We start from the raw sequence: 23,826 nt of genomic DNA on the forward strand, positions 1-23,826 counted from the left end.
CTTCGCCGCCGTGCCTTGGCTCGTCCGCCCCCGCCTTCGCCGGGGCGGCGAGCCAAGATGCTTCAAGCGGCCACTTGCAGCGCGAGCCGACCCGATAGCGAGTTCGGCCCCGCATCCACCAGGTCCACGCGGACCAGATCGCCGATCGCTGCCTCGCCGGTGAAGTGCACCGATTGCAGCCACGGCGACTTGCCCAGCCACTGACCCGGCAGCTTGCCGCGACGCTCCACCAGCACGTCGCATGAGCGGCCCAGGCTTGCCCGGTTGAAGGCGAGCTGCGTGACGTTGAGCGCTCCCTGCAGGCGCTGCAGTCGCTCGTCCATCACCTCGGGCGCGACTTGACCGTCCATCGTCGCCGCCGGCGTTCCGGGGCGGGGCGAGTACTTGAAGCTGAAGCACTGCGCATAGCCGACCGCTTCGACCAGTCGCAGCGTTTCCTCGAACTCGGCCTCGGTTTCGCCCGGGAAACCGACGATGAAGTCGCCCGACAAGGCGAGGTCGGGTCGTGCCGCGCGGACCTGTTCGAGGATGCGCAGGTAGCTCTCGGCGGTATGGCTGCGGTTCATCGCCTTGAGCACGCGGTCCGAGCCCGACTGCACCGGCAAGTGCAGGAACGGCATCAGCTTCGCCTCGCTGGCATGCGCCTCGATCAGGCCGGCCGTCATGTCGTTGGGGTGGCTGGTGGTGTAGCGGATGCGCGCGAGATCCGCGATCGCGGCCAGGTCGCGGATCAAGCCGTCGAGCCCGACCAGCCGACCCTTCGCATCCTCGCCCGTCCAGGCATTGACGTTCTGGCCCAGCAGCGTGATCTCGCGCGCGCCGCCGTCGACCAGCCGCCGCGCCTCGACGATCAGGTCGGCATGAGGCCGCGAGACTTCGGCGCCGCGTGTATAGGGCACCACGCAATAGGTGCAGAACTTGTCGCAGCCTTCCTGCACGGTGAGAAAGGCGCTCGGCCCCGAGCGGCGCCGGGCGGGCAGGTGCCCGAACTTCGTCTCTGCCGGCATGTCGGTATCGGTCGAGCGGCGACCGGCCGCCGCCTCGCGCACCATCTCGGGCAGGCGATGATAGGCTTGCGGGCCCACCACCATCTTGACCGAGGGCGCGCGCGCCATGATCTCCTCGCCCTCGGCCTGCGCGACGCAGCCTGCCACCGCGATCAGCGGCGATGTGCCGTCCTCGCGCTTGAGCCGGCCGATGTCGGAGTAGACCTTCTCCGCCGCCTTCTCGCGGATGTGGCAGGTGTTGAGCACGACGAGGTCGGCGTCGACGCCATCCGGTGCGGCCGTCAGGCCCTGGCTGCCAAGCAGTTCGGCCATGCGCTCGCCGTCATAGACGTTCATCTGACAGCCGAAGCTCTTGACCCGGTAGCTGGTGGGGTAGGTCTTGGGGGACTCGATCTGAGGCATGGCGCGCCGTTACTGCATAATGGCGCTGGGCGACAGGGGGGCGGTCGATTGACAAAGTTTGCCAAAAGCACGATCTTTCCGTCATGGCTACGATGAACATCTCGCTACCCGACCAGATGAAGAGCTGGGTCGAGGCTCAATCCCATGACGGGCGGTACAGCAACGCGAGCGACTACGTCCGAGACCTGATCAGGCGTGACCAGGTGCGACTGGAGAAGATCGCGAACATGCAGCGGCTTGTGGATGAAGGCCGTGCGAGCGGGATCAGCGACGAGACTATGGAGAGCATTCGTGCTCGGGTTTTGGCAAGGGTCGGCATCGAGGCCTGACGGGTGCCAGGCTTCCTGCTGTCGACCGAAGCGTTCATCGATATCGATCGCTTGTACGAGAATGGCGTAGTCACGTTCGGTCTGTCCGCGGCCGATGCCTACTACGAAGGCCTGTTCGCCACGTTCGATTTCCTGGCGAGTTACCCGCACGCTGCACGATTGCGCACTGAGGTCGATCCTCCCACCCGCGTTTACCGATATCGATCACACCTGATAGTTTACGATGTGGGCGATCGGGGCGAGGTTATCATCCAGCGCATCCGCCACGGCCGCGAGGACTGGCAGGGCGACGTGATCAGCCACTAAGCCATCGCAGTTCCCTTCGCGCCGCAAACCCGCTAACCGCGCGGCGCTATGACCGATGCGAACCAGACCCTCTACGCGGCCTTCACCGGCCACCTTGCCATCGCGCTCGATGCGCTGGAAGCGGCGGGCACTCTGCCCGGCGGTCTGAAGCGAGGGGCGATCACGGTCGAGCCGCCGCGCGATCCTTCCCACGGCGATCTGGCCACCAACGCCGCGATGGTGCTGGCCAAGCCCGCCGGCATGAAGCCGCGCGACCTGGCCGAGGCGCTGGTCGGCGAACTCACGAAGCTGCCGAACGTGACCGGCGCCGAGATCGCCGGGCCAGGCTTCATCAACCTGCGCCTTGCGCCCGCCGCCTGGGTTGCCGAGCTGCGCACGATCGCCGAGCTGGGCGCCGACTATGGCCGCTCGGACATGGGTGGGGGCAGCGTCGTCAATGTCGAGTACGTCTCGGCGAATCCGACCGGTCCGATGCACATGGGCCATTGCCGCGGCGCGGTCGTCGGCGATGCGCTATGCACGCTGCTCGAGTTCGCCGGGCACAAGGTCACGCGCGAATACTATGTCAACGATGCCGGCGCGCAAGTCGACGTGCTCGCCCGCTCGGCGCACTTGCGGTATCGCGAGGCGCTGGGTGAGACGTTGACGATCCCGGAAGGGCTCTATCCCGGCGACTACCTCGTGCCGATCGGCCAGGAACTCGCCGCCGAGTTCGGCGCCACCTACGCCTCGGCGCCCGAAACGGACTGGCTGCTGCTGTTCCGCGAGCGGGCAGTCGCCGCCATGCTGGTGATGATCAAGCAGGACCTGGCGCTGCTCGGCATCGAGCACGACTTGTTCTCGTCCGAGGCGGAGCTGCAAGCCGCCGGCAAGCCCGAAGAGGCCGAGGCGTTCCTGCGCTCGCGCGGGCTCGTCTACGACGGCGTGCTCGAAGCGCCCAAGGGCAAGACGCTGGAGGATTGGGAGCCGGTCGAGCTGCCGCTGTTCCGTTCCACCCGGTTCGGCGACGACCAGGATCGCCCCATCCGCAAGTCCGACGGCAGCTGGACCTACTTCGGCGCCGATCTCGCGTACCACTACCAGAAGGCCCAGAGCGCCGACGCGCTGGTCGACATCTGGGGCGCCGACCACGCCGGCACGGTCAAGCGGATCAAGGCCGCGGTCGCCGCCATGACCGGTGCCGACGGGGAACCCACCCCGTTCGAAATCAAGCTGGTCCAGATGGTGCAGCTGCTGCGCAACGGCGAGCCGGTGAAGATGAGCAAGCGTTCCGGCAACTTCGTGACGCTGGCCGACGTCGTGCGCGAAGTGGGCAAGGACGTGGTGCGCTTCACCATGCTGACGCGCAAGCCCGAGGCGCAGATGGACTTCGACTTCGCCAAGGTGGTCGAAGCCTCCAAGGACAATCCCGTCTTCTACGTGCAGTACGCGCATGCCCGCGTCAGCTCGACCCTGCGCAAGGGCGCGGCCGAAGGCTTCGCGCCATCGGGCGAACACGTCGAGCTACTGGGTGAGGAGGAGCTGGAGCTCATCAAGCTTGCGGCGCAGTTTCCCCGCATCGTCGAAGCGGCGGCGTCCGCACGCGAGGCGCATCGCATGGCCTTCTTCCTGCAGGATCTCGCGGCGGCATTCCATGGTTACTGGAACGTCGGCAACGATCGGCCGGAAAAGCGCTTCATCGTGGCACAAGATGGTAACCTTACCTCCGCTAGGCTTTTCCTTGCGACCCAGATCGGGCAGCTGATACGCAACGGCCTGGCCCTGCTCGGCGTCGAGGCAGTGGAGGAAATGTGAGGATGGCGATGTCGTTTCCAGGAGAGGGCGGGCGAGAGGAGCCCGGTTTTCAGCACGGGGACGGCACTGCGGCACCCACGTCCGGCGCCGACCAGCGCCCTTTCGACAGCCGTTTCGAAGAGACCGGCGAGCTCGACCTCGGCGAAGAGGACGTGCGCCTGCCCTGGCTGGAAGGGGATGACGACGACTACGAGGATGCCGGCTCCAACACCGGCCAGCTGATCGCGCTGGTGCTGCTGGGTCTGGCGGCGCTGGCGCTGATCGTCGGCGGCATCTGGTGGCTGCAGCGCGACAGGCCCGACACGACGCTCGTCGCCGATGGCGAGACGATCCAGGCACCCGCGGCGCCTTACAAGACCAAGCCGGCCAACCCCGGCGGCGAAGTGGTGGCCGGCACCGGCGACACCAGCTTCGCGGTGGCGGAAGGCCAGACGCGGCAGGTGCGTATGGGCAGCGATGCCCCGGCTCCGGCGCCCACGCCCAAGGCTGCGGCATCGCCAAGCGCCGCCGCCAGCGAAGCCGCGCCCGCGGACGTGAGCGGCGTCGGGGTGCAGGTCGGCGCCTACTCCAACCGCGAATCGGCGGAAGCGGGCTGGACGCGGCTGTCTTCGCAGTACGAGGCATTGGCCAGTGTGAAGCACCGCATCGTCGAGGGCCGCGCGGACATCGGCACGGTCTATCGCCTGCAGGCAGTGCCTGGCGACGCGGCGGCGGCGAACCGGCTGTGCGGGACATTGAAGGCGGCCGGGCTGAGCTGCCAGGTGAAGCGTTGAGTCAACTCCAGATCCTCCCCTGCAAGGGGAGGTGGCGCGCCTGAAAGGCGTGACGGAGGGGTGTCACCGCTCGTATCGTGAACGACCGAGAGGGTTACACCCCTCCACCACTCGCTCCGCGAGCGGTCCCCCTCCCCTTGCAGGGGAGGATCTGTCGGGCGCACGCTATTGGCGTCTGGCTTGTGCACATCGCCTTGCGCCAAACTTGCGAGTCCGGCGCTTTTCTGCGAGTCCGGCCTGATGGTCCCCGCAATCTTCGGCGTGTCCGGCCTGGCTCTCAGCGCCGATGAGCGCGCGTTCTTCCGCGATGCCGATCCCGCCGGCTACATCCTGTTCGGCCGCAACATAGAAAGCCGCGCGCAAGTCCGTGCGCTTACCGAAGACCTGCGCGCGATTCACGGACGCGAACGCCTCTTCGTCTGCATCGACCAGGAGGGCGGGCGCGTGGCGCGGATGAAGCCGCCGGTCTGGCCGGCATACCCGACCGGCGAGGCGTTCGACCGCCTCTACGAACTTGCTCCGGCGAGCGCGATCGAGGCGGCGCGCTGCAATGCCCAGGCGCTCGGGCTCGATCTCGCCGAGGTGGGGATCACCGTCGACTGCTATCCCTCGATCGACGTGCGCCGGCCTGGCGCCCACGACGTGATCGGCGACCGCGCCTTCGGGTCGGAGCCGATGCGCGTCGCGGCGCTCGGCCGCGCGGCGCTCGACGGGTTGGCGCGGGCAGGGATGACCGGCTGCATCAAGCACATCCCCGGCCATGGCCGCGCGATGGCCGACAGCCACAAGGAACTGCCCACCGTCGCTGCCGGCGAGGACGAGCTGGAGGAGGACCTGCGCCCCTTCCGCAGCCTGTCCCACGCGCGCGTCGGCATGACCGCGCATGTGCGATACACGGCTTGGGATGGCCAGAACCCGGGCACGCTCTCGCCCTTCGTGGTGGGTGAGGTGATCCGCCGCCGCATCGGCTTCGATGGCCTGCTGCTGACCGACGATCTCGACATGCAGGCGCTGCAAGGCTCCGTCCCCGAGCATGCGGCGCGGGCATTGGCGGCGGGATGCGACATCGCGCTCAACTGCTGGGCGAAGATGGACGACATGGTCGGGATCGCCAAGGCCTGCCCGACGATGCCGGAGCGCACCGCACAACGCCTCGCCCACGCGCTCGATCTGCCGCCGCCGACCGACGCCGCTCAGGCCGAGCTTGCCGCCAAGCGGGACGCGCTGCTGGCGCTCGCCGCATGATCGCCGAGCCTGCCACCGACTGGCAGGCCTCCAGCGCGCCTGCCGAGAAGGCGCTCCACCTCGAGATCGACGGCTGGGAAGGGCCTCTGGATCTGCTGCTGGATCTCGCGCGGCGGCAGAAGGTGGACTTGCGCCGCATCTCGATCCTGGAACTGGTCGACCAGTACTTAGGCTACATCGATGAGGCCGAGGAGCTGCGGCTGGAACTGGCCGCCGACTACCTGGTGATGGCGGCCTGGCTGGCGTACCTCAAGTCCGCGCTGCTGCTGCCCAAGGACGAGCAGGAGGAGCCCAGCCCCGAGGAGCTGGCCTTGCGGCTGCAACTACGGCTCGCACGGCTGGGCGCCATGCGCGAAGGCGCGGCGCGGCTCATGGGCCGCGACCGGCTGGGCCGCGACGTCTTCCTGCGCGGCGCGCCCGAGGGTTTGCGGGTCGACCGCCGCAATCGCTGGCAGTGCGAGTGGTTCGATCTCGTGCGCGCCTATGCCGACGTGAAGGTGCGCAGCGAGCCTGTGGTCCACATGGTGCGCGAGCGCATGGTGATGACGCTGGAAAGCGCGATCGCGCGGGTCTCCTCAATGCTGGGCGTCTCGCTCGAGTGGATCGAGTTGCGGGATTTCCTGCCGCCCGCCAATCATGGCGACTGGAGCAACCCGCGCCTGCGTCGTTCGGCGCTGGCCTCCAGCTTCGTCGCCGCGCTCGAACTGGCGCGAACCGGCAAGGCGGAGCTGGCGCAGGAGGAGACGTTCGGGCCGCTCAGGCTCAAGGCGGCGGGGCGGTGATACGGTCTATGCCCCTCTCCCCGGACGGGGAGAGGGTACAGAGCCTTGGCAGCTCGCTGCCTAGGCGTAGTTGGAGAGGGGTTTGTGCGCTCTCCAGCGTCGAACCCCCTCTCCTAGCTACGCTAGGCGGTGAACCGCCAAGCTGCGCTACCTCTCCCCACTTGGGAGAGGGATGAGGTGGGCTCCATGACCCAACCCGACGACCTCGTCCGCGCGGTCGAGGCGACGCTGTTCGCGGCCGAGGCACCGATGTCGGCAGATGCGATCTCGCAGCATCTGGGCGGTGCGATGGTCCGCCCGGCGTTGGGCGATCTGCAGCTGCACTATGCCGGTCGCGGCATCCGCCTGGTCGAGCGCGGCGGGCGTTGGCACTTCGAGACCGCTCCCGATCTGGCCCACCTGCTGCGGCGCGAGCGCGAACACGTCCGGCCGCTCAGCCGCGCTGCCACCGAGGTACTGGCGATCGTCGCTTATCACGAGCCCGTGAGCCGCGCAGAGATCGAGGCGATCCGCGGCGTGCAGACGGCCAAGGGCACGCTCGACGTGCTGATGGAAGCGGGCTGGGTGCGCGTCGCCGGGCGGCGCGAGGTGCCGGGCCGGCCGGTAATCTACGCCACCACGCCCGATTTCCTGGCCCATTTCGGCCTGGGTACGCTGAAGGAACTGCCCGGCATCGACGAGATGCGCGCAGCGGGGCTGCTCGACCCTGTCGATGACGAGATGATCGAACTGGCGTTGGGTGGAGGGAGCAAGAGCGAGGAAGGTGAGGAGTGAACCGGGTGCTCCGTCACACGAAAGACATATCGCGCCGCCATGGGGGCCGCTTACCTCGGTGCAAGGCCTTCGATCGTGCTGGCATCCGGGCGTACAAAGCACTAGATGAGCCCCGCGCCACCACCTGGCGCAAGAACTTGGAGTCGCAGTTATGGGTGGCCTTTCGCTCTGGCACTGGATCATCGTCCTTCTGGTCGTGCTGATCCTGTTCGGCCGTGGCCGGATCTCGGACATCATGGGTGACTTCGGCAAGGGCATCAAAAGCTTCAAGGAAGGCATCAACGACGAGAGCAAGGATCATGCCTCGCCCACGTCTCCTGCAGCGCCGCCTCCGCCCGCGCAGATCGCCCCGCAGCCGCCGGTGCAGCCCGTCGCCACGATCGTCGATCCCGCGACCGGCGTGCCGGTTCCGGAGCCGGGCATGACGCACCTGTCGAACGAGAACAAGACGGGCGCGTAGACCGCAAGCGCGCCGGGGCCACACCATGTTCGACGTCGGTGCATCCGAGATGCTGATGATCGTGATCGTCGCGGTCGTCGTGATCGGGCCCAAGGACATGCCCACGGCCATGCGCACCGCTGGCCGCTGGATCGGCAAGATGCGCCGCATCTCCGGCCATTTCCGCGCCGGCATCGACACCATGGTGCGCGAGGCCGAGCTTGAGGAAATGGAGCGCAAGTGGCGCGAGCAGAACGAGGCGATCATGAAGGCGCATCCCACGCTGCCCTCGGGCGAGGACATGGCCCCTTCCGCGACCGTGTACCCCACGTCGGCGGAAGCCGCGCTCGCCTCGCTCGAAGCGCCCAAGCCGGCAGAGCCGCGCCACGAGGCCGAACCGCAGCTGCCGCTGCCACCGCCATGATGGCGCTTCCTGCAGGCCGGCGCTGATGGCCAAACCTTTTCGCATCCAGGACATCGACGACACCCAGGCGCCGCTGCTCGACCATCTGATCGAGCTGCGCACCCGGCTGATGCGCGCGCTGTTCGCCTTCGGCGTGGCCTTCGCGATCTGCTTCTACTTCGCCGACCAGATCTTCGGATTCCTGGTGCGTCCGCTGACCGCCGCCTTTCCACCGGGCGAAGGCAAGCTGATCTACACCAAGCTCTACGAAGCCTTCTTCGTCGAGGTGAAGGTGGCGATCTTCGCCGCGTTCTTCGTCAGCTTCCCGATCATCGCCAACCAGATCTGGGCTTTCGTCGCGCCGGGGCTCTATGCCAAGGAAAAGAAGGCCTTTTTACCGTTCCTGATCGCGACCCCGGTGCTGTTCACCATGGGCGCGGCGCTGGCCTACTACGTGGTGATGCCCACCGCCTTCCACTTCTTCCTTGGGTTCGAGGGGCAGAAGGGCGGCTTGAAGCTGGAGGCGCTGCCGGGCACCGGCGACTACCTCGCGCTCGTCATGCAGTTCATTCTGGCCTTCGGGATCAGCTTCCTGCTGCCGGTGCTGCTGATGCTGCTCAACCGAGCCGGCATCATCACCCGCGCGCAGACGATCGGCGCGCGGCGCTATGCCATCGTCGGCATCTTCATCGTCGCTGCGGTGGCGACTCCGCCCGACGTGATCTCGCAACTGCTGCTGGCGGTCCCGCTGCTCATGCTGTTCGAGGGCACGCTGATCCTGATGTGGTTCACCGAACGCGGCGATGCCCGCGAAAAGGCCCGAGAGGATGCGGCGCAGAGCGCGGCGGCAGAATAGCAGCCAGCATCAGAACAGCCGCGGCTCGCGCTCGGGCGGCGGCGTCGGCTCACCGGCCCATCGTTCCTGCGTACGATCCACTTGCAAGGTCAGGTCGCATGTCACGCACAGCCTCAGCGCGTCGTCGGCCGAGCCGTCGGTCCAGACCTTCCAGTGTTCGGGCGCAAGGATCACCGGCATGCGATCGTGCACTTCGACCATCTGCGAGCAGGCCTCGGTCATGACCATGGTATAGGCATCGCCCCACTCCGGCGTAGGCCGCCACAGGCCCGCGACCGCCATGGTTTCCAGCCCCTCGACATTGTACCAGGTGCGCGTCATCGCACCGCGCCGGCCTTCCGCTTCTGCCCAGGCCGTGACCGGGATCAGGCAACGCCGGGTCTTGAAGCTCGGGAGCCAGAAGCCGGTGAGCAATTTGTCCTCACGCGCGTTGGTCACGGGCTTGGGCTTGAGTGGCTGCCCCTGCCGTCCCTTGAGGACTAGGGGAAAGCCCCAGGTCATCGCGCGGGCACGACCCTCGGCCACGACCAGCCCGGTGTAGCCGGGGTACACTTCCTCGGCGAAGTTGGCGCCGGCGTCCGGTAGCACGTCGAAGAGGTGGGCGATCTCCGCCACGCCCCTGGTCATGCGGTAGAGGTTGCACATGGCCCGCTCAGCGGCCGCCATCGTCCTTGCGTGGCTGTGCCGAAGCCGGCGACTGCTTCGCCACGCCCCGCGCCGCGCTCCAGGCCTGCACGCCGTTGATCCATGTCTCCAGCACCTTGGTCTGGCGCAGGGCGTCCGGCGTGGCGGTGGTCGGATCGCGGTCGACGAACAGGAAGTCGGCCTTCATGCCGCGCGCAATGCGCCCGAGGCGATCCTCGGCGAACATCGCGTAGGCGGCACCGCTGGTGTACGCGCTAAGCGCCTGGGCAAGCGTCAGCCGTTCCTGCGGTTGCCAGCCACCGGAGGGTTGGCCGTCCGCCCCCTGGCGGCTTACCGCGACGGCGAGGCCGACGAAGGGCGAGGGCGGTTCGACCGGGGTGTCCGATCCGAACGCAAGCCTGGCTCCGGTCGCGGCGACCGACTTCCAGGCATAGGCTCCTGCCAGCCGCTGCGGTCCCAGCCGTGCTTCGGCCATCGTACGGTCGCTCGCCTGGTGCTGCGGCTGCATCGAGGCGATGGTGCCGTGCTGGACGAAGCGGGCGATGTCGGCGGGGGCAAGCACTTGCGCATGCTCGATCCGCCAGCGCCGATCGCCCTTGTAGGTGTCGGATAGCTGGGCGATCGTGTCGAGCGCGGTTTCGTTGGCCTTGTCGCCGATGGCGTGCACCGCGACCTGGAAGTTGTCGATCGCGGCGCGGCTCATCAGGTTGCCCAGCTGCGTCTCGTTCATGCGCGGCAGGCCCGATGTCTCGGGCGCATCGGCATAGGGCGCTTTCAGCCATGCCCCGCGCGATCCCAGCGCACCGTCGAGGTATAGTTTCACGCCCTGGATCTTCAGCCGGTCGCCATAGAGCCAGGCCGATGGGCCGGAGCCGCCGATCAGTTCCATGGCATCGACGCCCTTGGCGTAGGAGACGATGCGGATCCGCAAGTTGCCTGCGTCCCCTGCGCGGCGATAGGCCTGCCAGTCCTGGATGGTGGTGCCCATGTCGGCGACGGCGGTCACGCCTTGGCGAAGGAACTCCAGCTGCGCCTCGCCGAACGCGGTGTCGCGGTCCGAGGGGCGCGGCGGCGGGAGCTTGGCGCGCACGAGGTCCTGGGCGGCATCGACCAGCACGCCTGCCGGCTTGCGCGACCCGCCCACACGCTCGATGCGGCCACCGGCGGGATCGGCAGTGCCTTCGGTCACGCGAGCGGCAGCGAGCGCGGCGGAGTTGACCCAGGCGGCGTGATTGTCGACCCGGCTGAGGAATGCCGGTTTGCCCCCGGTCACACGATCGAGCTCGGCGGCGGTGGGCATGCGGTCGACCCCCGCTGCGTCCTTGGCCCAGTTCGCCTGGTTCCAGCCGCCGCCCTCGATCCAGGCGCGGTCCGGATGCGCCGCCACATAGGCGCGCACCATCACCAGCGCCTCTTCCAGCGAGCGTGCGCCCGAGAGGTCGAGCGTCATCTTGGCGAAGCCGGTTTCCATGATGTGGACATGCGCGTCGATCATGCCCGGCACGACCACGCGGCCCTTGCCGTCGACCTTGAAGGCGACTCGCTTCGGGCGCTTGTCGCTGTCGCGATAGACGGCGGCCAGGCGGCCTTGTTCGTCGATCAGCAGGCCGGTGAAGCGCTCCAGGCCGCCCTTGCCGTCCGGAGTGACGCCGACGACGTTGTCCACCAGCGTGCCGGTGGCGGGGGGCTCCTTGGCAAGAGCGGGGGCGGCGAGGATCAGGAGCGGGAGGGCGACAAGCTTCCAGTTAGGCGACAAGTTCTTTCGTCCTCTCATTTCGTCGTCCCCGCGCAGGCGGGGATCCCGCTTCCTGCGTTCCGCTCAACGCGCGAAGAAAAGCGGGGTCCCCGCCTGCGCGGGGACGACGGTGTTTTGTTGTGAAACAAGAGCGTTGCAGCACGCAGGAGCCGCCTACGCCTTCCCCTTGCGCGGCAGGCGCTTGATGATGGCGCTGGTGTCCAGCCGCCCGCCGCCCATCGCCTGCACGTCGGCGTAGAACTGGTTGATCAGCGCCGTCATCGGCAGCGACACGCCCAGGCCACGGCCTTCGTCCATGGCGAGCCCCAGGTCCTTCCTCATCCAGTCGATGGCGAAGCCGAAGTCGAACTCGTCGGCGTTCATCGTCTTCCAGCGGTTGTCCATCTGCCAGGACTGCGCCGCACCCCCGGAGATCGCTTCGTAGACCCGCTCCATGTCGAGGTGCGAGGCCTGGGCGAAGCGCACCGCCTCGGCCAGGCTGGCGACAATCCCGGCGATGCAGATCTGGTTGGCCATCTTGGCGGTCTGTCCCGCGCCCGCCTTGCCAACATGGACGATGCGCTGCGAGTAGGCCTCCATGACGGGGCGCGCCGCTTCGATCGCCGACTTGCGGCCGCCGCACATCAGGGTGAGCGTGCCGTTCTCCGCGCCGATCTGAGATCCCGTCATCGGTGCATCGACGCAGTGGACCTGCAAGTCGCGCGCCTCCACCGAGATCTGCCGCGCGATCCGCGCCGAGACGGTGGTGTGGTCGATGAAGGTGCCGCCCGGCTGCAAGGTCTTGAACACGCCGCGCGGCCCCAGCACGACGTCGGCGAGGTCGTCGTCGTTGCCCACGCAGGTGATGACCACATCGGCGCCCTCGGCCGCGTCGGCGGGGCTGGTGGCGACGCGGACCTGAAGGCTGGGGTTCGCCTCGTGCCAGGCGTCGATGCGCTTGGGCGAGCGGTTGTAGATCGTCAGCGCATGCCCGGCCTCGCCGATATGCCGCGCGATCGCCCCGCCCATGACGCCGAGGCCGAGGAAGGAAACCTTTCGTGCATCGCTCATGACGCGCATCTCTAGCGCATTCGCCGGGAAAGCAAATGGCGGTTCGGTGGGAAGAGTAGATGGTTCACGCGGAGGCGAGAAGACGCGGAGAAGGAAAGAAGAGGTGTTTCGCGCAGAGACGCAGAGGAGATGAAAGAAGGAACCCGTTGATGCGGCGAAGCCGCCTTGCCCCGCAACAGTGCCGCCGGTCAAAGATCGGAAGAGAAAGGGGCCTGCCGGCCTAGCGCTCCCTCTTTGCGCCTCTGCGCCTCTGCGCGAGCCACTTCCTTCCTTCTTCCTCCGTCTTCGCGCCTCCGCGTGAAACCAGCAAAGGCGCCACCTTCCCAATCCACCCCGTTTCCGGTACCGCGCCCGGATGGACCAGCAGCTCGAAATCATCGCCGCGCCGCCCGCCCAGGCCGCGCTGACTGCCGAGGACGTACGCGCCGCGGCGGGGCGGATTGCCGGCGCGGTGGTGCATACGCCGACGCTGCACAGCAAGACGCTGAGCAAGATCGTCGGCGCCGACGTCTGGCTCAAGTTCGAGAACCTGCAGTTTACCGCCGCCTACAAGGAACGCGGCGCGCTCAACAAGCTGCTGACGCTGCCGCCCGAGGCGAAGACCCGCGGCGTGATCGCGGCTTCGGCCGGCAACCACGCGCAAGGGCTGGCCTATCACGCCGGGCGGCTCGGCATCCCGGTCACGATCGTGATGCCCAAGTCGACGCCGATCGTGAAGGTGCAGCAGACCCGCGGCCACGGCGCGCAAGTGGTGCTGGATGGCGAGACCTTCGACGATGCCTATGCCATCGCGCGGCGCATCGAGGGCGAGCGCGGGCTCATCTTCGTCCATCCCTTCGACGACCGCGAGGTCATGGCGGGACAGGGCACTGTCGCGCTCGAGATGCTGCAGGACGTGCCCCAGCTTGACACCATCGTCGTGCCGATCGGCGGTGGCGGCCTGATCTCGGGCGTCGCGGTGGCGGCCAAGAGCATCAACCCGGCGGTTCGGGTCGTCGGCGTGCAGTCGAACCAGTACCCCGCGATGTACCTGCTCAGCCGCAACGAGGCGGTCGGCGGCGGGGGAGACACGATCGCCGAAGGCATCGCCGTCAAGGAGCCCGGCCTGCTCACCCGCGCGGCCGTCGCCCTGCATGTCGACGAAGTGCGCGTGGTATCCGAGACACGGATCGAGGAAGCGATCTCGCTGCTGCTCGACATCGAGAAGACGGTCGTGGAAGGCGCGGGCGCCGTCGGCCTCGCCGCGTTGCTGCCGCTCAAGAACGGGGCGTTCCGGCCCGAGTTCGCCGGACGCAAGATCGGCGTGATCCTGACCGGCGGCAACATCGACCCGCGCTTCCTCGCCAACGTCATCCTGCGCAATCTCGCGCGCTCGGGGCGCATCGGTCGACTGGCCATCCTGTTGACCGACAAGGTGGGCGAGCTGGCCAAGATCGCCGAGATCTTCACCCGCAACGATGCCAACATCATCGAAGTGCAGCACCAGCGCATCTTCGGCGTGCTCTCTGCCAAGGGCAGCGAGGTGGAGATCGAATACGAGATCCGCGACAAGGATGCGGTCGACGGCCTGCTCCACGACCTCGAGCAGGCGGGCTATACCTACGAGGTGATGACCATCTCGGGACGGCGACCGGGCCGCTCCCAGCGCAAACTCTGAGATCCGCAGGGTTTTGCGACCGTGCCGCGAAACCCCGCCTCCACTCGCACGTTCACTGAGGTGATGAACCTCAAGCAACGCTGCGCCGTCGTCACAGGCGGCAGTTCGGGTATCGGCAAGGCCTGCGCACTGGCGCTCGGGCGCGCCGGGGCCTCTGTCGCGCTCACCTATCATTCCAGCGAGGATGAAGCGCGCCAAGTCGTCTCCGCGATCGAGCAGGTCGGCGGCAAGGCGATCGCCTGCCCGGCCGATGTCGGGCGCGAGGAGGATGTCGAGGCGCTGTTCGCCGCGGCCGAGCAAGCCTTCGGGCCGGTCAGCCTGCTGGTCAACTCGGCCGGGGTGAACATGGCCAATACGCCGATCGCCAGGATGGAACTGGCGCAATTCGACGAGGTGCTGCGCTCCGACCTCTACGGCCCGTTCCTCACCTGCCGCCGCTTCGTGCGCGGGCTCGACGGGGGCAAGGGCCGCATCGTCAACGTGTCCTCGATCCATGAGCGCGCGCCGCGGCCCGGCGCGGTGGACTACGACAGCGCCAAGGGCGGCCTTGCGCAGCTCACCGCCACGCTGGCGCTGGAACTCGCGCCGCAGGGCATCGCCGTGAACGGGGTCGCGCCCGGCATGATCCTGACGCCGATGAACCAATCCGCGCTCGACGACGCGGATGAGCGCAAGCGCAAGGAAGCGGCGATCCCCTGGCGCCGCGCCGGCACCGCCGAGGAAGTCGCCGATCTGGTGGTGTTCCTGCTCTCCGACACTGCGGACTACATCACGGGAACCACCGTCACCATCGATGGCGGCCTCTCCCTGGTGATCGCGCAGGGCGCCTGAGACGTGGCCCGCGCGCAGCATCATGCGGGATGACGCGCTTATCGATCCGAAGCGGGACAGCGTCTTCCTTAAAGGTTCACCGCTGCACAGATTTCGCGTGGGGCTTGCGCGTTTTGTGGTTAAGACACTTTCAACGCGCACAGCCGGCATGCATATCGGCCTTACGCATGATGCCAGGGTTCAAGAAGGAAGAGGCGCCCACGTGACGGCCCCCGTTCGGTTTCCACGTTTCTTTGTGACCAGTCCGGCGCCGTGCCCGTATCTTCCGGGCCGCAGCGAGCGCAAGGTGTTCACCGAACTCAAGGGTCCGCACGCGGACTCGCTGAACGATGCGCTCGGCCGCATCGGTTTTCGCCGCAGCCAGACCGTCGCCTACCGGCCGTCCTGCCTCGATTGCCATGCCTGCATTTCGGTCCGGGTCGCCGCCAACGAGTTCGCGCCGTCCTCGACCCAGAAGCGCAACCTGAAGCGCAACAGCGACCTGGTGGCGACCGTGTGCCGGCCATGGTCCACCAGCGAGCAGTTCGAGCTGCTGCAGAAGTACCTTGGCGTGCGCCACCCCGAAGGCGGGATGACCAGCATGGACGAAGTCGACTTCGCCGACATGGTCGAGCACACGCCCGTCACCAGCTACGTCATCGAATATCGCGAGCCCTCGCTGGACGACATCACTCCGGGCCGGCTGGTCGGCGCCTGCCTGACCGACAAGCAGTGCGACGGGCTGTCGATGATCTACAGCTTCTACGACCCCGAGCACGACGCGCGCCAGGGGCTGGGCAACTACATCATCCTCGATCACATTCGCCGCGCGGCGGAAACGGGGCTGGCTTATGTCTACCTCGGCTACTGGGTCGAGGGCTCGGCCCGCATGCAGTACAAGGTCCGCTACCGCCCGCTGGAGCGCCTCACCCGCGGCGGCTGGGAGCGCATGGCCGAAGCCGAGCAGGACCGCCTCATCGCCGCGGCCGCCAGCATGCCCCGCGGCACTGGCGGCGAGGGTTCGGGCAAGGATGGGCTGGCGGTATCGGGCGGCTGCGCCGTCGGTTGACCGCGCGCGGGTGAAGATCCTTCCCTGCAAGGGAGCTGTCAGTTCGAAGGGCTGACTGGGTGGTTTCACAGCCAGTGTAGTGCACGACCGAGAGGGTTACACCCCTCCACCACTCACTGCGTGAGCGGTCCCTCCCCTTGCAGGGGAGGACCGGTAGAACGCGAGGATCGGCCCAGCTTCGACGACTTTCGCGCAAAATCGCTGCTGGCCTCAAAGCCGCCAGCCGGCATGCGGCTCCCCGATCCTCTCCTGCAAGGGGAGGTGGCAGTCCACAGGACTGACGGAGGGGTGTCACCGCCAGTGTAGTGCACGACCGCGAGGGTTACGCCCCTCCACCACTCACTGCGTGAGCGGTCCCCCTCCCCTTGCAGGGGAGGACCGGTAGAACGCGAGGATCGGCCCAGCTTCGACGACTTTCGCGCAAAATCGCTACTGACCTCAAAGCCGCCAGCCGACACGCGTCTCCTCGATCCTCCCCTGCAAGGGGAGGTGGCAGTCCGCAGGACTGACGGAGGGGTGTCACCGCCAGCTTAGTGAACGACCGCGATGGCTACACCCCTCCACCACTCGCTTCGCGAGCGGTCCCCCCCTTGCAGGGGAGGGTCGGTAAGCCGCGAGGATCGGCCCAGCTTCGAGATCCGAGCAAGCCCGACACCGATGACAAAGTGTTGCGCCGCCTAGCAAAGCTTGACGCTACGTAGCCTTGCGTGTGGCACAAGGTCCTGACGCGTGGCACCGCGCGCGGGTTGGAGAGGACCATGGCAGGCACCAAGTCGCTGCGCTTGTCGGCTTATGCCGCCGTGCTGGTTGTGGCGATCGGACTGGTGCAGGTGATCGCCAGCGTCTCGTTCTATCGCGCCATCGACGCCCGCACCCTGCGCGAGGACCACGCCCGCCGTGTTGCCGAGCTGCTGGTGGTGAGCGAACGTGTCTCGCGGCTGCGGCCCGAGGCGCTGACGCAAGTGATGACGTCCGGTCACCTGGAAGTGGCGCTGGCCGACCGGCCCACAGTCGAGCGCCAGTTGCGCGATCCCGACCTGGGCGAGCTTGCGGTGCAGATCGTGCGCTGGGAGCCGTCGCTGAGCGACAACCCGTTGCACCTGGCGATCGTGCGGGCGGAGAAGGGCAGGCGCGACTTCATCGGATCGATGCAGCTGGCCGATGGGCATTGGCTGAATTTCGAGTCGCAAGATATATCCTCGATGTGGCCGATCGCGCTACGGGCGACTTGGATGACGGTCATCACCGCGCTGGTCTGCCTGGCGCTGGCGCTGCTGGCCTTGCGCGTGCTTACGCATCCCCTGCGCCGTATGTCCGAGGCCGCGCGCGCGATCGGCGGCGGCCGGCGCGTGGTCATTCGCGAAACCGGGCCGACCGACCTTCAGAACCTGGCCCATGCCATGAACGAGATGCAGGATCGCATCGCCCATCTGGTCGAGGATCAGGCGCGTTCGTTCGAGGCGATCGGACATGATTTGCGCACGCCGCTGGCACGCCAGAAGATCGCGGCAGAGCTGGTCGAGGATCCGGAACTCGGCCCGCTGCTGCTGGAAAGCAATGCCGAGATGGAGGCGTTGCTGGATTCGCTGCAACAGTTCCTGCGTGCCCAGCACCTGCGGTCGGAGCCGGAGCCCGTGGACTTGCACGAGCTGCTGCAGGCCGTGGTGGCGCCGCTCGGCGAATGCGTGCGGCTCGACTGTCCGGAACCGGCGGTGGCGGAAACGTATCGCGAGCCGGTGCAACTGGCGCTGGCGGCGCTGATCGAGAATGCCTGCCGCTATGCGCCGACTGCGCAAGTGACTGTCAGGCAGCAGGCGGGGGAGTGGCGGGTGACGATCGTGGACAATGGCCCGGGCATCCCCTCACGCCATTTCGCCGACGTGCTGGAGCCGTTCTTCCGCCTCGACGAGGCGCGCGGGCGGACGACCAAGGGGTTCGGGCTCGGCATCCCGATGGCCCATCGCCTGCTCACCCGCTTTGGCGGAGGCCTCTCGTTCGCGGATGGGGCAGGTGGGGGGCTGGAGGTGACGGTGCGTATTCCGATGGCGGGGTGACGCTTCACTCCACGCCATCGTCATACCCGCCTTGGCGGGGATGACGAGTGAAGAGGCGCACCGATCAGCAGACGCGGCGGCCGTCGCGGTAGCAGGTCTGCAGGTTGCGCTCATATTCGTAGTTGCGGCGGGCCATGTCTCCGTAGTTGCCGTTGCGGTTGTAGCCGCGGCGATCACGGTTGCTGACTTCACGACGGCGATCCCGGTCGCGGCGATCATAGCGGCGGTCGCGATCGGTCCGATAGGCGCGGTTATAGCCGGACTGGCCGCGCTCGTAGCGTGAATCGTGGTTACGGCGATGATCCTTCGCCTCGGCAACGACGCCGGTGCCGAGCATCGAAGCCATCGCGGCCGCGGCGATCATCATCTTGGAAAGCTTCATTGTTCTTGCCTCTTGTCGCATGTTCTCTTGCACGTTGTACGCGCCGCAGCGGCAATCGTTCCGGCGGACGAGGCGAACCGTGCCTGACCTCAGCGTGGACCGAGCATGTCGCGACAAAGAGAAAGGGCGCCCGGATCGCTCCGGACGCCCCTCTCGGTGAACTGACTGGCTCTGATTAGAGCGAGTAGTACATGTCGAACTCGACCGCCGACGGGGTGGTTTCCCAGCGGAGCACTTCCGGCCACTTCAGCTCGAGGTAAGCCTCGATCTGGTCGACGGTGAACACGCCGCCTTCGAGCAGGAAGGCGTGGTCGGCCTGGAGCGATTCCAGTGCTTCACGCAGCGAACCGCAGACGGTCGGCACTTCGGCCAGCTCGGCCGGGGGCAGATCGTACAGGTTCTTGTCCATGGCTTCGCCCGGGTGGATCTTGTTCTTGATCCCGTCGAGCCCGGCCATGAGCAGCGAGGCGTAGCACAGGTAGGGGTTGGCCATCGCGTCGGGGAAGCGGAACTCCACCCGCTTGGCCTTGGTGCCCGAACCGTAGGGGATGCGGCACGAGGCCGAGCGGTTGCGCGCCGAGTAGGCGAGCAGCACCGGCGCTTCATAGCCCGGCACCAGGCGCTTGTAGCTGTTGGTGGTCGGGTTGGTGAAGGCGTTCAGCGCCTTGGCGTGCTTGATGACGCCGCCGATGAAGTACAGGCAGGTGTCCGACAGGCCGGCATAGCCGTTGCCGGCGAAGGTGTTCTCGCCGCCGTTCCAGATCGAGATATGCGTGTGCATGCCCGATCCGTTGTCCTTCATGATCGGCTTGGGCATGAACGTCGCGGTCTTGCCATAGGCCTGCGCGACCATCATCACGACATACTTGTAGATCTGCATGCGGTCCGCGGTGGTGACCAGCTTGCCGAAGGTGAGGCCCAGCTCATGCTGCGCGGCGGCCACCTCGTGGTGGTGCTTGTCGCACGGCAGGCCCATCTCGAGCATGGTCGAAACCATCTCGCCACGAATGTCGGTGCAAGGATCGACCGGTGCGACGGGGAAGTAGCCGCCCTTGGCGCGCGGGCGGTGGCCCAGGTTGCCGGTGTCGTAATCCTTGTTGGTGTTGGTCGGCAGCTCGATGTCGTCGATCTTGAAGCCGTTGCCGTCGTAGCCGTCGTAGAACTTCACGTCGTCGAACATGAAGAACTCGGCCTCGGGGCCGACGTAGACGGTGTCGCCGAAGCCGGCCGACTGCACGAACGCTTCGGCGCGCTTGGCGGTCGAGCGCGGGTCGCGGGCGTAGAGCTCACCGGTCGACGGCTCGACGATGTCGCAGAACAGGATCAGCATCGGCGTGGCGCTGAACGGATCGACGTAGACCGCATCGAGGTCGGGCTTGAGGATCATGTCCGACTCGTTGATGGCCTTCCAGCCCTCGATCGAGGAGCCGTCGAACATCAGGCCGTCTTCCAGCTCATCCTCGCCGAGGACGCTGGAGACCATGGTCAGGTGCTGCCACTTGCCCTTGGGATCGGTGAAGCGAAGATCGACCCACTCGATCTCCTCGTCCTTGATCCGCTTCAGGACGTCCTTTGCGCTGGTCATGGGTATGTATCTCCGGGTTGTTCCTCGGTTCCCGATCCATGGGCCGAGAGAAGCTGGGGTTTGATGATAGTGCAGACCCGCGCCGGCCCCCGCGCCGACGATGGTCCGATAGGGTCGGCGTCAGAGCGCCGCGTCGTCCCGCTCACCCGTGCGGATGCGCACGGCGGTTTCGATCGGCACGACGAAGATCTTGCCGTCGCCGATGCGGCCGGTCTGCGCCGCTTCGGCGATCGCCTCCACCGTGCGTTCGGCCAGGCTGTCGGGCACGACGACCTCCAGCTTCACCTTGGGCAGGAAGTCGACGACGTACTCGGCGCCGCGATAGAGTTCGGTGTGGCCCTTCTGGCGCCCGAAGCCCTTGGCCTCGGTCACGGTGATGCCCGACACACCCACTTCGTGCAGAGCCTCTTTCACTTCGTCGAGCTTGAACGGCTTGATGATGGCTTCGATCTTTTTCACGCCTGCCAATTTCCTTGCATTCGGTCGTGTCCATCCGTCCCCGCGACGAAGGTCAGCCCGATGCCTCGCGCGCGATCTCATCAAGAATCGTGCCAGGCCGGTAGCGCGGTCGTAGGCCCTTTGTGCGGGCGCGAAAAGAGCGGAAATGCTGGAGTTGTTGCGTGAGAGGGCGATGCGGGGATGCTTTGCATCGAAGGTGAGGGTCAGGGCTGATCAATAATGAGGCATGCATGCCTGATTGTTGGGCAGGTCGCACGGCAAAGACCAGCTACACCTTCTCACTTCGTCATTCCCGCGTAGGCGGGAATCCATCTCCTGCGTTCGCGGTGGGCACAATGGCGAGACCAAGCACGCCACGGCCGCAGGCGCGGCAAGTGCACGCGCCGCCGCGTAAAGTGTCAGACCTAGAGATGGATCCCCGCTTTCGCGGGGATGACGAGACAGGAGGGTTAGAGCCGCAGCCCGGCCGTCTCGTCCAGCCCCGCCATCAGGTTCAGGTTCTGCACCGCCGCGCCGCTGGCGCCCTTGCCCAGGTTGTCGAGCACGGCAACGAGCCGGGCCTGCGATCCATCGCGAGCGCCGAACACGAAGAGTTCGAGCGTGTCGACCGGCGCCATCGAGGCGCGAAGCTGCAGAATGTCGGGCCGGTCCTCGCGCACCTGGACGACCGCGCTGTCGCGATAGGTCTCCACCAGGCTGGCGAGCAGCGCGTCGGGCGCGGCGGCCGGCGTTCCCAGGCTCTTCATCGCGGCAAGCTGGAGCGGTACCTCGACCAGCATGCCACGATGCGCCGGCACGACCGCAGGCGCGAACAGCGGCGCATGGGTCAGGCCCACGTGACGCTGCATCTCGGGCACGTGCTTGTGGCCCAAGCCCAGGCCGTAGGCGTGAAAGGCGACGTCGCGATCCGCTTCGAACTGCGCGATCATGGCCTTGCCGCCGCCCGAATAGCCGGAAACGGCGTGGCAGACGTAAGGCCAATCCTTCGGCAGCAGCCCGGCGCTCACCAGGGGGCTAAGCAGGCCGATGAAGCCGGTCGGGTAGCAGCCCGGATTGCTGACGCGCCGCGCGGAGGCTACCCCCTCGCGGCCGATCACCTCTGGGAAGCCGTAGGTCCAGCCGATCGCGGTGCGGTGCGCGCTGGAGGCGTCGATGACACGCACGCGCTCGCTGCGGATCATCGCCACGGCATCGCGCGCGGCATCGTCGGGCAGGCACAGGATCACGAAGTCTGCGTCGTTCAGCGCCTCGGCACGGGCGGCCTCGTCCTTGCGGCGCGCTTCGTCGAGCGTGACCAGCGTGAACTCGGGGCGGCCGGCGAGGCGTTCGGCGATCTCCAGCCCGGTGGTTCCGGCGGCGCCATCGATGAAGATCGTCGCCGTCATGCCAGCGGCTCCAGCAGGTTTTGCGCCACGTAACCGACGAGGCCGTCGTCCTCGAGCTGGCCCCAGGTCCAGGCGCCGGCGATGTCGAGCACCTCGAACAGCGCGCCGGCGGGAAGCTGGGCGATCACCTCGGCATCGGCGCGACCGTGCGTGCGCAGCTCTGCACCCTGCTTGATCCGGTGCGGCATGGGCACGGCATAGTGGGGCACGAAGCAGCGCCCGGCGAGCTTGATGTGCGCCAGGTCACCGCGGACCGGCAGGTGTCCCGGCTCGGCCGCGAGGCTCGGCCCGCTGAGCGCAAGGAGCCGCTCGGCGACGTCCGGACGCGTGGGGGAAAGCTCGAGCGGCAACTGACAGGTGACTCCGAAGTTGGATGGGCGCGCTTAGACGGGTCGGGGGAGAGGTGCAAGTTTGGGTGATCAGCCGACCTGGATCCTCCCCCGGCACGGGGAGGATCTAACCAAGCCCATACCGCTCCTGCAGCATGCGCCACGCCGCCCTCAGCCCCAGCGCGTCGCCGCCCTTCGGCCTGCCCGGCTTGGCCGCGGGCCGCCAGGCGAAGGTGTCGAAGTGCGCCCAGTCCAGGCCTTTGGGCACGAACCGGTCGAGGAACAGCGCGGCGGTGCTGGCGCCGGCAAAGCCGCTGGAGCCGGCATTGTTGATGTCCGCGATGTCGGACTTGAGGAACTCGCGGTAGCCATCGAACAGCGGCAGGCGCCAGCACGGATCGTCGACGGCCTCGCCCGCTTCGAGCAGCGCGCGCGCCGTCTCGTCACGGCGGGTGAACAGCGCCGGCAGGTCGGGGCCTACCGCGACGCGCGCGGCGCCGGTCAGGGTCGCGAAGTCGATCACCAGCTTGGGCTCGTCCTCGCCGGCGCGAGTCAAGGCATCGCCCAGGATCAGGCGCCCTTCCGCGTCGGTGTTGCCGATCTCGACGCTGATTCCCGCGCGCGAGCGCAGCACGTCGCCGGGGCGGAAGGCGTTGCCGGCAATCGCGTTCTCTACCGCGGGCACCAGCAGGTGCAGGCGCACCGGCAGGTTCTCACCCATGATCAGCTGCGCCAGGGCAAGCGCATGTGCGGCGCCGCCCATGTCCTTCTTCATCAGCAGCATGCCCGAAGGCGGCTTGATGTCGAGCCCGCCCGAATCGAAGCAGACCCCCTTGCCGACGATCGCGACGCGCGGGTGCTCGGGATTGCCCCATTCCAGCTCGATCAGCCGCGGCGCATGGCTGCGCGCCGCCGCGCGGCCGACGGCGTGGATCATCGGGTATTCCTGCTCCAGCGCATCGCCGCGCGTCACGCGCAGCTGAGCGCCGAAGCGCTTGGCCAGGAGTTCGGCCTGCTCCTCGAGCTGGGCAGGGCCCATGTCCTCGGCCGGCGTGTTGACGAGGTCGCGCACCAGCGCGGTCGCCTCGGCTTGCGCGAGAGCCGCGGGGATCGCCTTGGGCTCGCTGGTCAGCAGCACACGCGGTCCCTCGCTGGAGGGCTCCGACACATAGCGCTCGAACTTGTATTGTCCCGTGACCCAGCCCAGCAGCGCCGGCCCTGGCACGCCCGACGCAAGGCGGTAGGTCCCGGCCGGCAACGCCAGCGCCAGCTTGGCCAGGCACCAGCTCGACAGCCTGGCGGTTTCGGCAACCCCGGCGGCGACCGACCAGCCATCGCCATCGGGCATGATCGCGTGGGCAAAGCCCTCCGCCTTGAACTTCTGCGCTTCCAGCGCGGCACGCTGCGGAACCAGGCGGTCCTTTAGGAATTGCTCCAGTCCATCCTTGTCGACGAGGTGGATGGCCACGGCCGGTTGGCCGCGGTCTGGCTGGATCAGAGGGTCTTTGTCGGTCATGACTTCGCTCTAGACGCGG

24 protein-coding genes are annotated in these 23,826 nt (G+C 67.4%); 14 read left to right on the forward strand and 10 right to left on the reverse strand.

All coding sequences use genetic code 11. From position 1 onward, the window contains the following. Positions 1-62: 62 nt before the first annotated feature. Positions 63-1,409: a tRNA (N6-isopentenyl adenosine(37)-C2)-methylthiotransferase MiaB gene (miaB, locus tag HNO88_RS03740; RefSeq protein WP_184242729.1), complete on the reverse strand. Its 1,347-nt coding sequence runs from the start codon at positions 1,407-1,409 to the stop codon at positions 63-65. A gap of 83 nt (positions 1,410-1,492) precedes the next feature. On the opposite strand from miaB, the gene HNO88_RS03745 reads away from it, so the two are divergent. The 10 genes from HNO88_RS03745 to tatC all read left to right on the forward strand — a co-directional run bounded on the left by HNO88_RS03745 (position 1,493) and on the right by tatC (position 9,110). Next, the gene (locus tag HNO88_RS03745; RefSeq protein ID WP_184242730.1) at positions 1,493-1,738 is read left to right on the forward strand and encodes a type II toxin-antitoxin system ParD family antitoxin; all 246 of its coding nucleotides are present in this window, start codon (positions 1,493-1,495) and stop codon (positions 1,736-1,738) included. A gap of 3 nt (positions 1,739-1,741) precedes the next feature. After that, a complete protein-coding gene (locus tag HNO88_RS03750; RefSeq protein ID WP_184242731.1) occupies positions 1,742-2,044 on the forward strand; it encodes a type II toxin-antitoxin system RelE/ParE family toxin in 303 nt (100 codons plus the stop codon). Between the two features lie 48 nt (positions 2,045-2,092). Next, positions 2,093-3,838 (forward strand): arginine--tRNA ligase, encoded by a 1,746-nt coding sequence (gene argS, locus HNO88_RS03755; protein WP_184242732.1) that lies wholly within the window; start codon positions 2,093-2,095, stop codon positions 3,836-3,838. Between the two features lie 2 nt (positions 3,839-3,840). Continuing rightward, a complete protein-coding gene (locus HNO88_RS03760) occupies positions 3,841-4,611 on the forward strand; it encodes an SPOR domain-containing protein (protein ID WP_184242733.1) in 771 nt (256 codons plus the stop codon). 240 nt (positions 4,612-4,851) lie between these two features. After that, the gene (gene nagZ, locus HNO88_RS03765; RefSeq protein WP_184242734.1) at positions 4,852-5,856 is read left to right on the forward strand and encodes a beta-N-acetylhexosaminidase; all 1,005 of its coding nucleotides are present in this window, start codon (positions 4,852-4,854) and stop codon (positions 5,854-5,856) included. Continuing rightward, positions 5,853-6,638, forward strand: coding sequence for a segregation and condensation protein A (locus HNO88_RS03770; RefSeq protein ID WP_184242735.1), 786 nt, complete (start codon positions 5,853-5,855; stop codon positions 6,636-6,638). Before nagZ ends, HNO88_RS03770 begins: the two co-directional genes overlap by 4 nt. Positions 6,639-6,824: 186 nt before the next feature. Next, entirely contained in the window at positions 6,825-7,412 is a 588-nt protein-coding gene (scpB, locus tag HNO88_RS03775; protein ID WP_184242736.1) for an SMC-Scp complex subunit ScpB, read from the forward strand. Between the two features lie 151 nt (positions 7,413-7,563). Next, positions 7,564-7,872: a twin-arginine translocase TatA/TatE family subunit gene (locus tag HNO88_RS03780; RefSeq protein ID WP_184242737.1), complete on the forward strand. Its 309-nt coding sequence runs from the start codon at positions 7,564-7,566 to the stop codon at positions 7,870-7,872. A 25-nt stretch (positions 7,873-7,897) separates the two neighbouring features. After that, positions 7,898-8,275: a Sec-independent protein translocase protein TatB gene (gene tatB, locus HNO88_RS03785; protein ID WP_184242738.1), complete on the forward strand. Its 378-nt coding sequence runs from the start codon at positions 7,898-7,900 to the stop codon at positions 8,273-8,275. 25 nt (positions 8,276-8,300) lie between these two features. Further along, positions 8,301-9,110 (forward strand): twin-arginine translocase subunit TatC, encoded by an 810-nt coding sequence (gene tatC / locus HNO88_RS03790; protein WP_184242739.1) that lies wholly within the window; start codon positions 8,301-8,303, stop codon positions 9,108-9,110. A 9-nt stretch (positions 9,111-9,119) separates the two neighbouring features. Here the strand turns inward: tatC and HNO88_RS03795 are convergent, their stop codons facing one another. From HNO88_RS03795 to HNO88_RS03805, 3 genes are all read right to left on the reverse strand, one after another. Next, positions 9,120-9,755 carry an SOS response-associated peptidase gene (locus HNO88_RS03795; protein ID WP_184242817.1) on the reverse strand — a complete coding sequence of 212 codons (636 nt, stop codon included), beginning with the start codon at positions 9,753-9,755 and terminating at the stop codon, positions 9,120-9,122. A 7-nt stretch (positions 9,756-9,762) separates the two neighbouring features. Next, the gene (locus HNO88_RS03800; RefSeq protein WP_184242740.1) at positions 9,763-11,529 is read right to left on the reverse strand and encodes an amidohydrolase; all 1,767 of its coding nucleotides are present in this window, start codon (positions 11,527-11,529) and stop codon (positions 9,763-9,765) included. A 135-nt stretch (positions 11,530-11,664) separates the two neighbouring features. Then, positions 11,665-12,561, reverse strand: coding sequence for an NAD(P)-dependent oxidoreductase (locus HNO88_RS03805; RefSeq protein WP_184242741.1), 897 nt, complete (start codon positions 12,559-12,561; stop codon positions 11,665-11,667). A 355-nt stretch (positions 12,562-12,916) separates the two neighbouring features. On the opposite strand from HNO88_RS03805, the gene HNO88_RS03810 reads away from it, so the two are divergent. The 4 genes from HNO88_RS03810 (at position 12,917) to HNO88_RS03825 (ending at position 18,151) form a co-directional block, all read left to right on the forward strand. Next, the gene (locus tag HNO88_RS03810; RefSeq protein ID WP_184242742.1) at positions 12,917-14,218 is read left to right on the forward strand and encodes a threonine ammonia-lyase; all 1,302 of its coding nucleotides are present in this window, start codon (positions 12,917-12,919) and stop codon (positions 14,216-14,218) included. A 63-nt stretch (positions 14,219-14,281) separates the two neighbouring features. After that, positions 14,282-15,049, forward strand: a complete 768-nt coding sequence (locus tag HNO88_RS03815; RefSeq protein WP_184242818.1) for an SDR family NAD(P)-dependent oxidoreductase — start codon at positions 14,282-14,284, stop codon at positions 15,047-15,049. Between the two features lie 202 nt (positions 15,050-15,251). Next, positions 15,252-16,097, forward strand: a complete 846-nt coding sequence (locus HNO88_RS03820; RefSeq protein ID WP_184242743.1) for an arginyltransferase — start codon at positions 15,252-15,254, stop codon at positions 16,095-16,097. A 758-nt stretch (positions 16,098-16,855) separates the two neighbouring features. Next, positions 16,856-18,151, forward strand: coding sequence for a sensor histidine kinase (locus HNO88_RS03825; RefSeq protein WP_184242744.1), 1,296 nt, complete (start codon positions 16,856-16,858; stop codon positions 18,149-18,151). A gap of 64 nt (positions 18,152-18,215) precedes the next feature. Here HNO88_RS03825 and HNO88_RS03830 read toward each other — a convergent pair whose 3' ends face one another. The 6 genes from HNO88_RS03830 to HNO88_RS03855 all read right to left on the reverse strand — a co-directional run bounded on the left by HNO88_RS03830 (position 18,216) and on the right by HNO88_RS03855 (position 23,807). Further along, positions 18,216-18,518, reverse strand: coding sequence for a hypothetical protein (locus HNO88_RS03830; RefSeq protein ID WP_184242745.1), 303 nt, complete (start codon positions 18,516-18,518; stop codon positions 18,216-18,218). A gap of 190 nt (positions 18,519-18,708) precedes the next feature. Beyond that, positions 18,709-20,118: a type I glutamate--ammonia ligase gene (glnA, locus tag HNO88_RS03835; protein ID WP_184242746.1), complete on the reverse strand. Its 1,410-nt coding sequence runs from the start codon at positions 20,116-20,118 to the stop codon at positions 18,709-18,711. A gap of 120 nt (positions 20,119-20,238) precedes the next feature. Continuing rightward, positions 20,239-20,577 (reverse strand): P-II family nitrogen regulator, encoded by a 339-nt coding sequence (locus tag HNO88_RS03840; RefSeq protein WP_159873057.1) that lies wholly within the window; start codon positions 20,575-20,577, stop codon positions 20,239-20,241. 449 nt (positions 20,578-21,026) lie between these two features. Next, the gene (gene argC / locus HNO88_RS03845) at positions 21,027-21,962 is read right to left on the reverse strand and encodes an N-acetyl-gamma-glutamyl-phosphate reductase (RefSeq protein ID WP_184242747.1); all 936 of its coding nucleotides are present in this window, start codon (positions 21,960-21,962) and stop codon (positions 21,027-21,029) included. Beyond that, entirely contained in the window at positions 21,959-22,312 is a 354-nt protein-coding gene (locus HNO88_RS03850; RefSeq protein ID WP_184242748.1) for an SH3 domain-containing protein, read from the reverse strand. Before HNO88_RS03850 ends, argC begins: the two co-directional genes overlap by 4 nt. Positions 22,313-22,418: 106 nt before the next feature. After that, positions 22,419-23,807 (reverse strand): leucyl aminopeptidase family protein, encoded by a 1,389-nt coding sequence (locus tag HNO88_RS03855; RefSeq protein ID WP_184242749.1) that lies wholly within the window; start codon positions 23,805-23,807, stop codon positions 22,419-22,421. Positions 23,808-23,826 lie beyond the last annotated feature (19 nt).

The organism is Novosphingobium chloroacetimidivorans, from assembly GCF_014204535.1.
Classification (GTDB): domain Bacteria; phylum Pseudomonadota; class Alphaproteobacteria; order Sphingomonadales; family Sphingomonadaceae; genus Novosphingobium; species Novosphingobium chloroacetimidivorans.

What these genes read in the sequence shown, in the direction of transcription:
- miaB (WP_184242729.1), bottom strand. Translation starts at nt 1,409, where the DNA reads ATGCCTCAGATCGAGTCCCCCAAGACCTACCCCACCAGCTACCGGGTC.
- HNO88_RS03745 (WP_184242730.1), top strand. Translation starts at nt 1,493, where the DNA reads ATGGCTACGATGAACATCTCGCTACCCGACCAGATGAAGAGCTGGGTC.
- argS (WP_184242732.1), top strand. Translation starts at nt 2,093, where the DNA reads ATGACCGATGCGAACCAGACCCTCTACGCGGCCTTCACCGGCCACCTT.
- HNO88_RS03760 (WP_184242733.1), top strand. Translation starts at nt 3,841, where the DNA reads ATGGCGATGTCGTTTCCAGGAGAGGGCGGGCGAGAGGAGCCCGGTTTT.
- nagZ (WP_184242734.1), top strand. Translation starts at nt 4,852, where the DNA reads ATGGTCCCCGCAATCTTCGGCGTGTCCGGCCTGGCTCTCAGCGCCGAT.
- HNO88_RS03770 (WP_184242735.1), top strand. Translation starts at nt 5,853, where the DNA reads ATGATCGCCGAGCCTGCCACCGACTGGCAGGCCTCCAGCGCGCCTGCC.
- scpB (WP_184242736.1), top strand. Translation starts at nt 6,825, where the DNA reads ATGACCCAACCCGACGACCTCGTCCGCGCGGTCGAGGCGACGCTGTTC.
- HNO88_RS03780 (WP_184242737.1), top strand. Translation starts at nt 7,564, where the DNA reads ATGGGTGGCCTTTCGCTCTGGCACTGGATCATCGTCCTTCTGGTCGTG.
- tatB (WP_184242738.1), top strand. Translation starts at nt 7,898, where the DNA reads ATGTTCGACGTCGGTGCATCCGAGATGCTGATGATCGTGATCGTCGCG.
- tatC (WP_184242739.1), top strand. Translation starts at nt 8,301, where the DNA reads ATGGCCAAACCTTTTCGCATCCAGGACATCGACGACACCCAGGCGCCG.
- HNO88_RS03795 (WP_184242817.1), bottom strand. Translation starts at nt 9,755, where the DNA reads ATGTGCAACCTCTACCGCATGACCAGGGGCGTGGCGGAGATCGCCCAC.
- HNO88_RS03800 (WP_184242740.1), bottom strand. Translation starts at nt 11,529, where the DNA reads ATGAGAGGACGAAAGAACTTGTCGCCTAACTGGAAGCTTGTCGCCCTC.
- HNO88_RS03805 (WP_184242741.1), bottom strand. Translation starts at nt 12,561, where the DNA reads ATGAGCGATGCACGAAAGGTTTCCTTCCTCGGCCTCGGCGTCATGGGC.
- HNO88_RS03810 (WP_184242742.1), top strand. Translation starts at nt 12,917, where the DNA reads ATGGACCAGCAGCTCGAAATCATCGCCGCGCCGCCCGCCCAGGCCGCG.
- HNO88_RS03815 (WP_184242818.1), top strand. Translation starts at nt 14,282, where the DNA reads ATGAACCTCAAGCAACGCTGCGCCGTCGTCACAGGCGGCAGTTCGGGT.
- HNO88_RS03825 (WP_184242744.1), top strand. Translation starts at nt 16,856, where the DNA reads ATGGCAGGCACCAAGTCGCTGCGCTTGTCGGCTTATGCCGCCGTGCTG.
- HNO88_RS03830 (WP_184242745.1), bottom strand. Translation starts at nt 18,518, where the DNA reads ATGATGATCGCCGCGGCCGCGATGGCTTCGATGCTCGGCACCGGCGTC.
- glnA (WP_184242746.1), bottom strand. Translation starts at nt 20,118, where the DNA reads ATGACCAGCGCAAAGGACGTCCTGAAGCGGATCAAGGACGAGGAGATC.
- argC (WP_184242747.1), bottom strand. Translation starts at nt 21,962, where the DNA reads ATGACGGCGACGATCTTCATCGATGGCGCCGCCGGAACCACCGGGCTG.
- HNO88_RS03855 (WP_184242749.1), bottom strand. Translation starts at nt 23,807, where the DNA reads ATGACCGACAAAGACCCTCTGATCCAGCCAGACCGCGGCCAACCGGCC.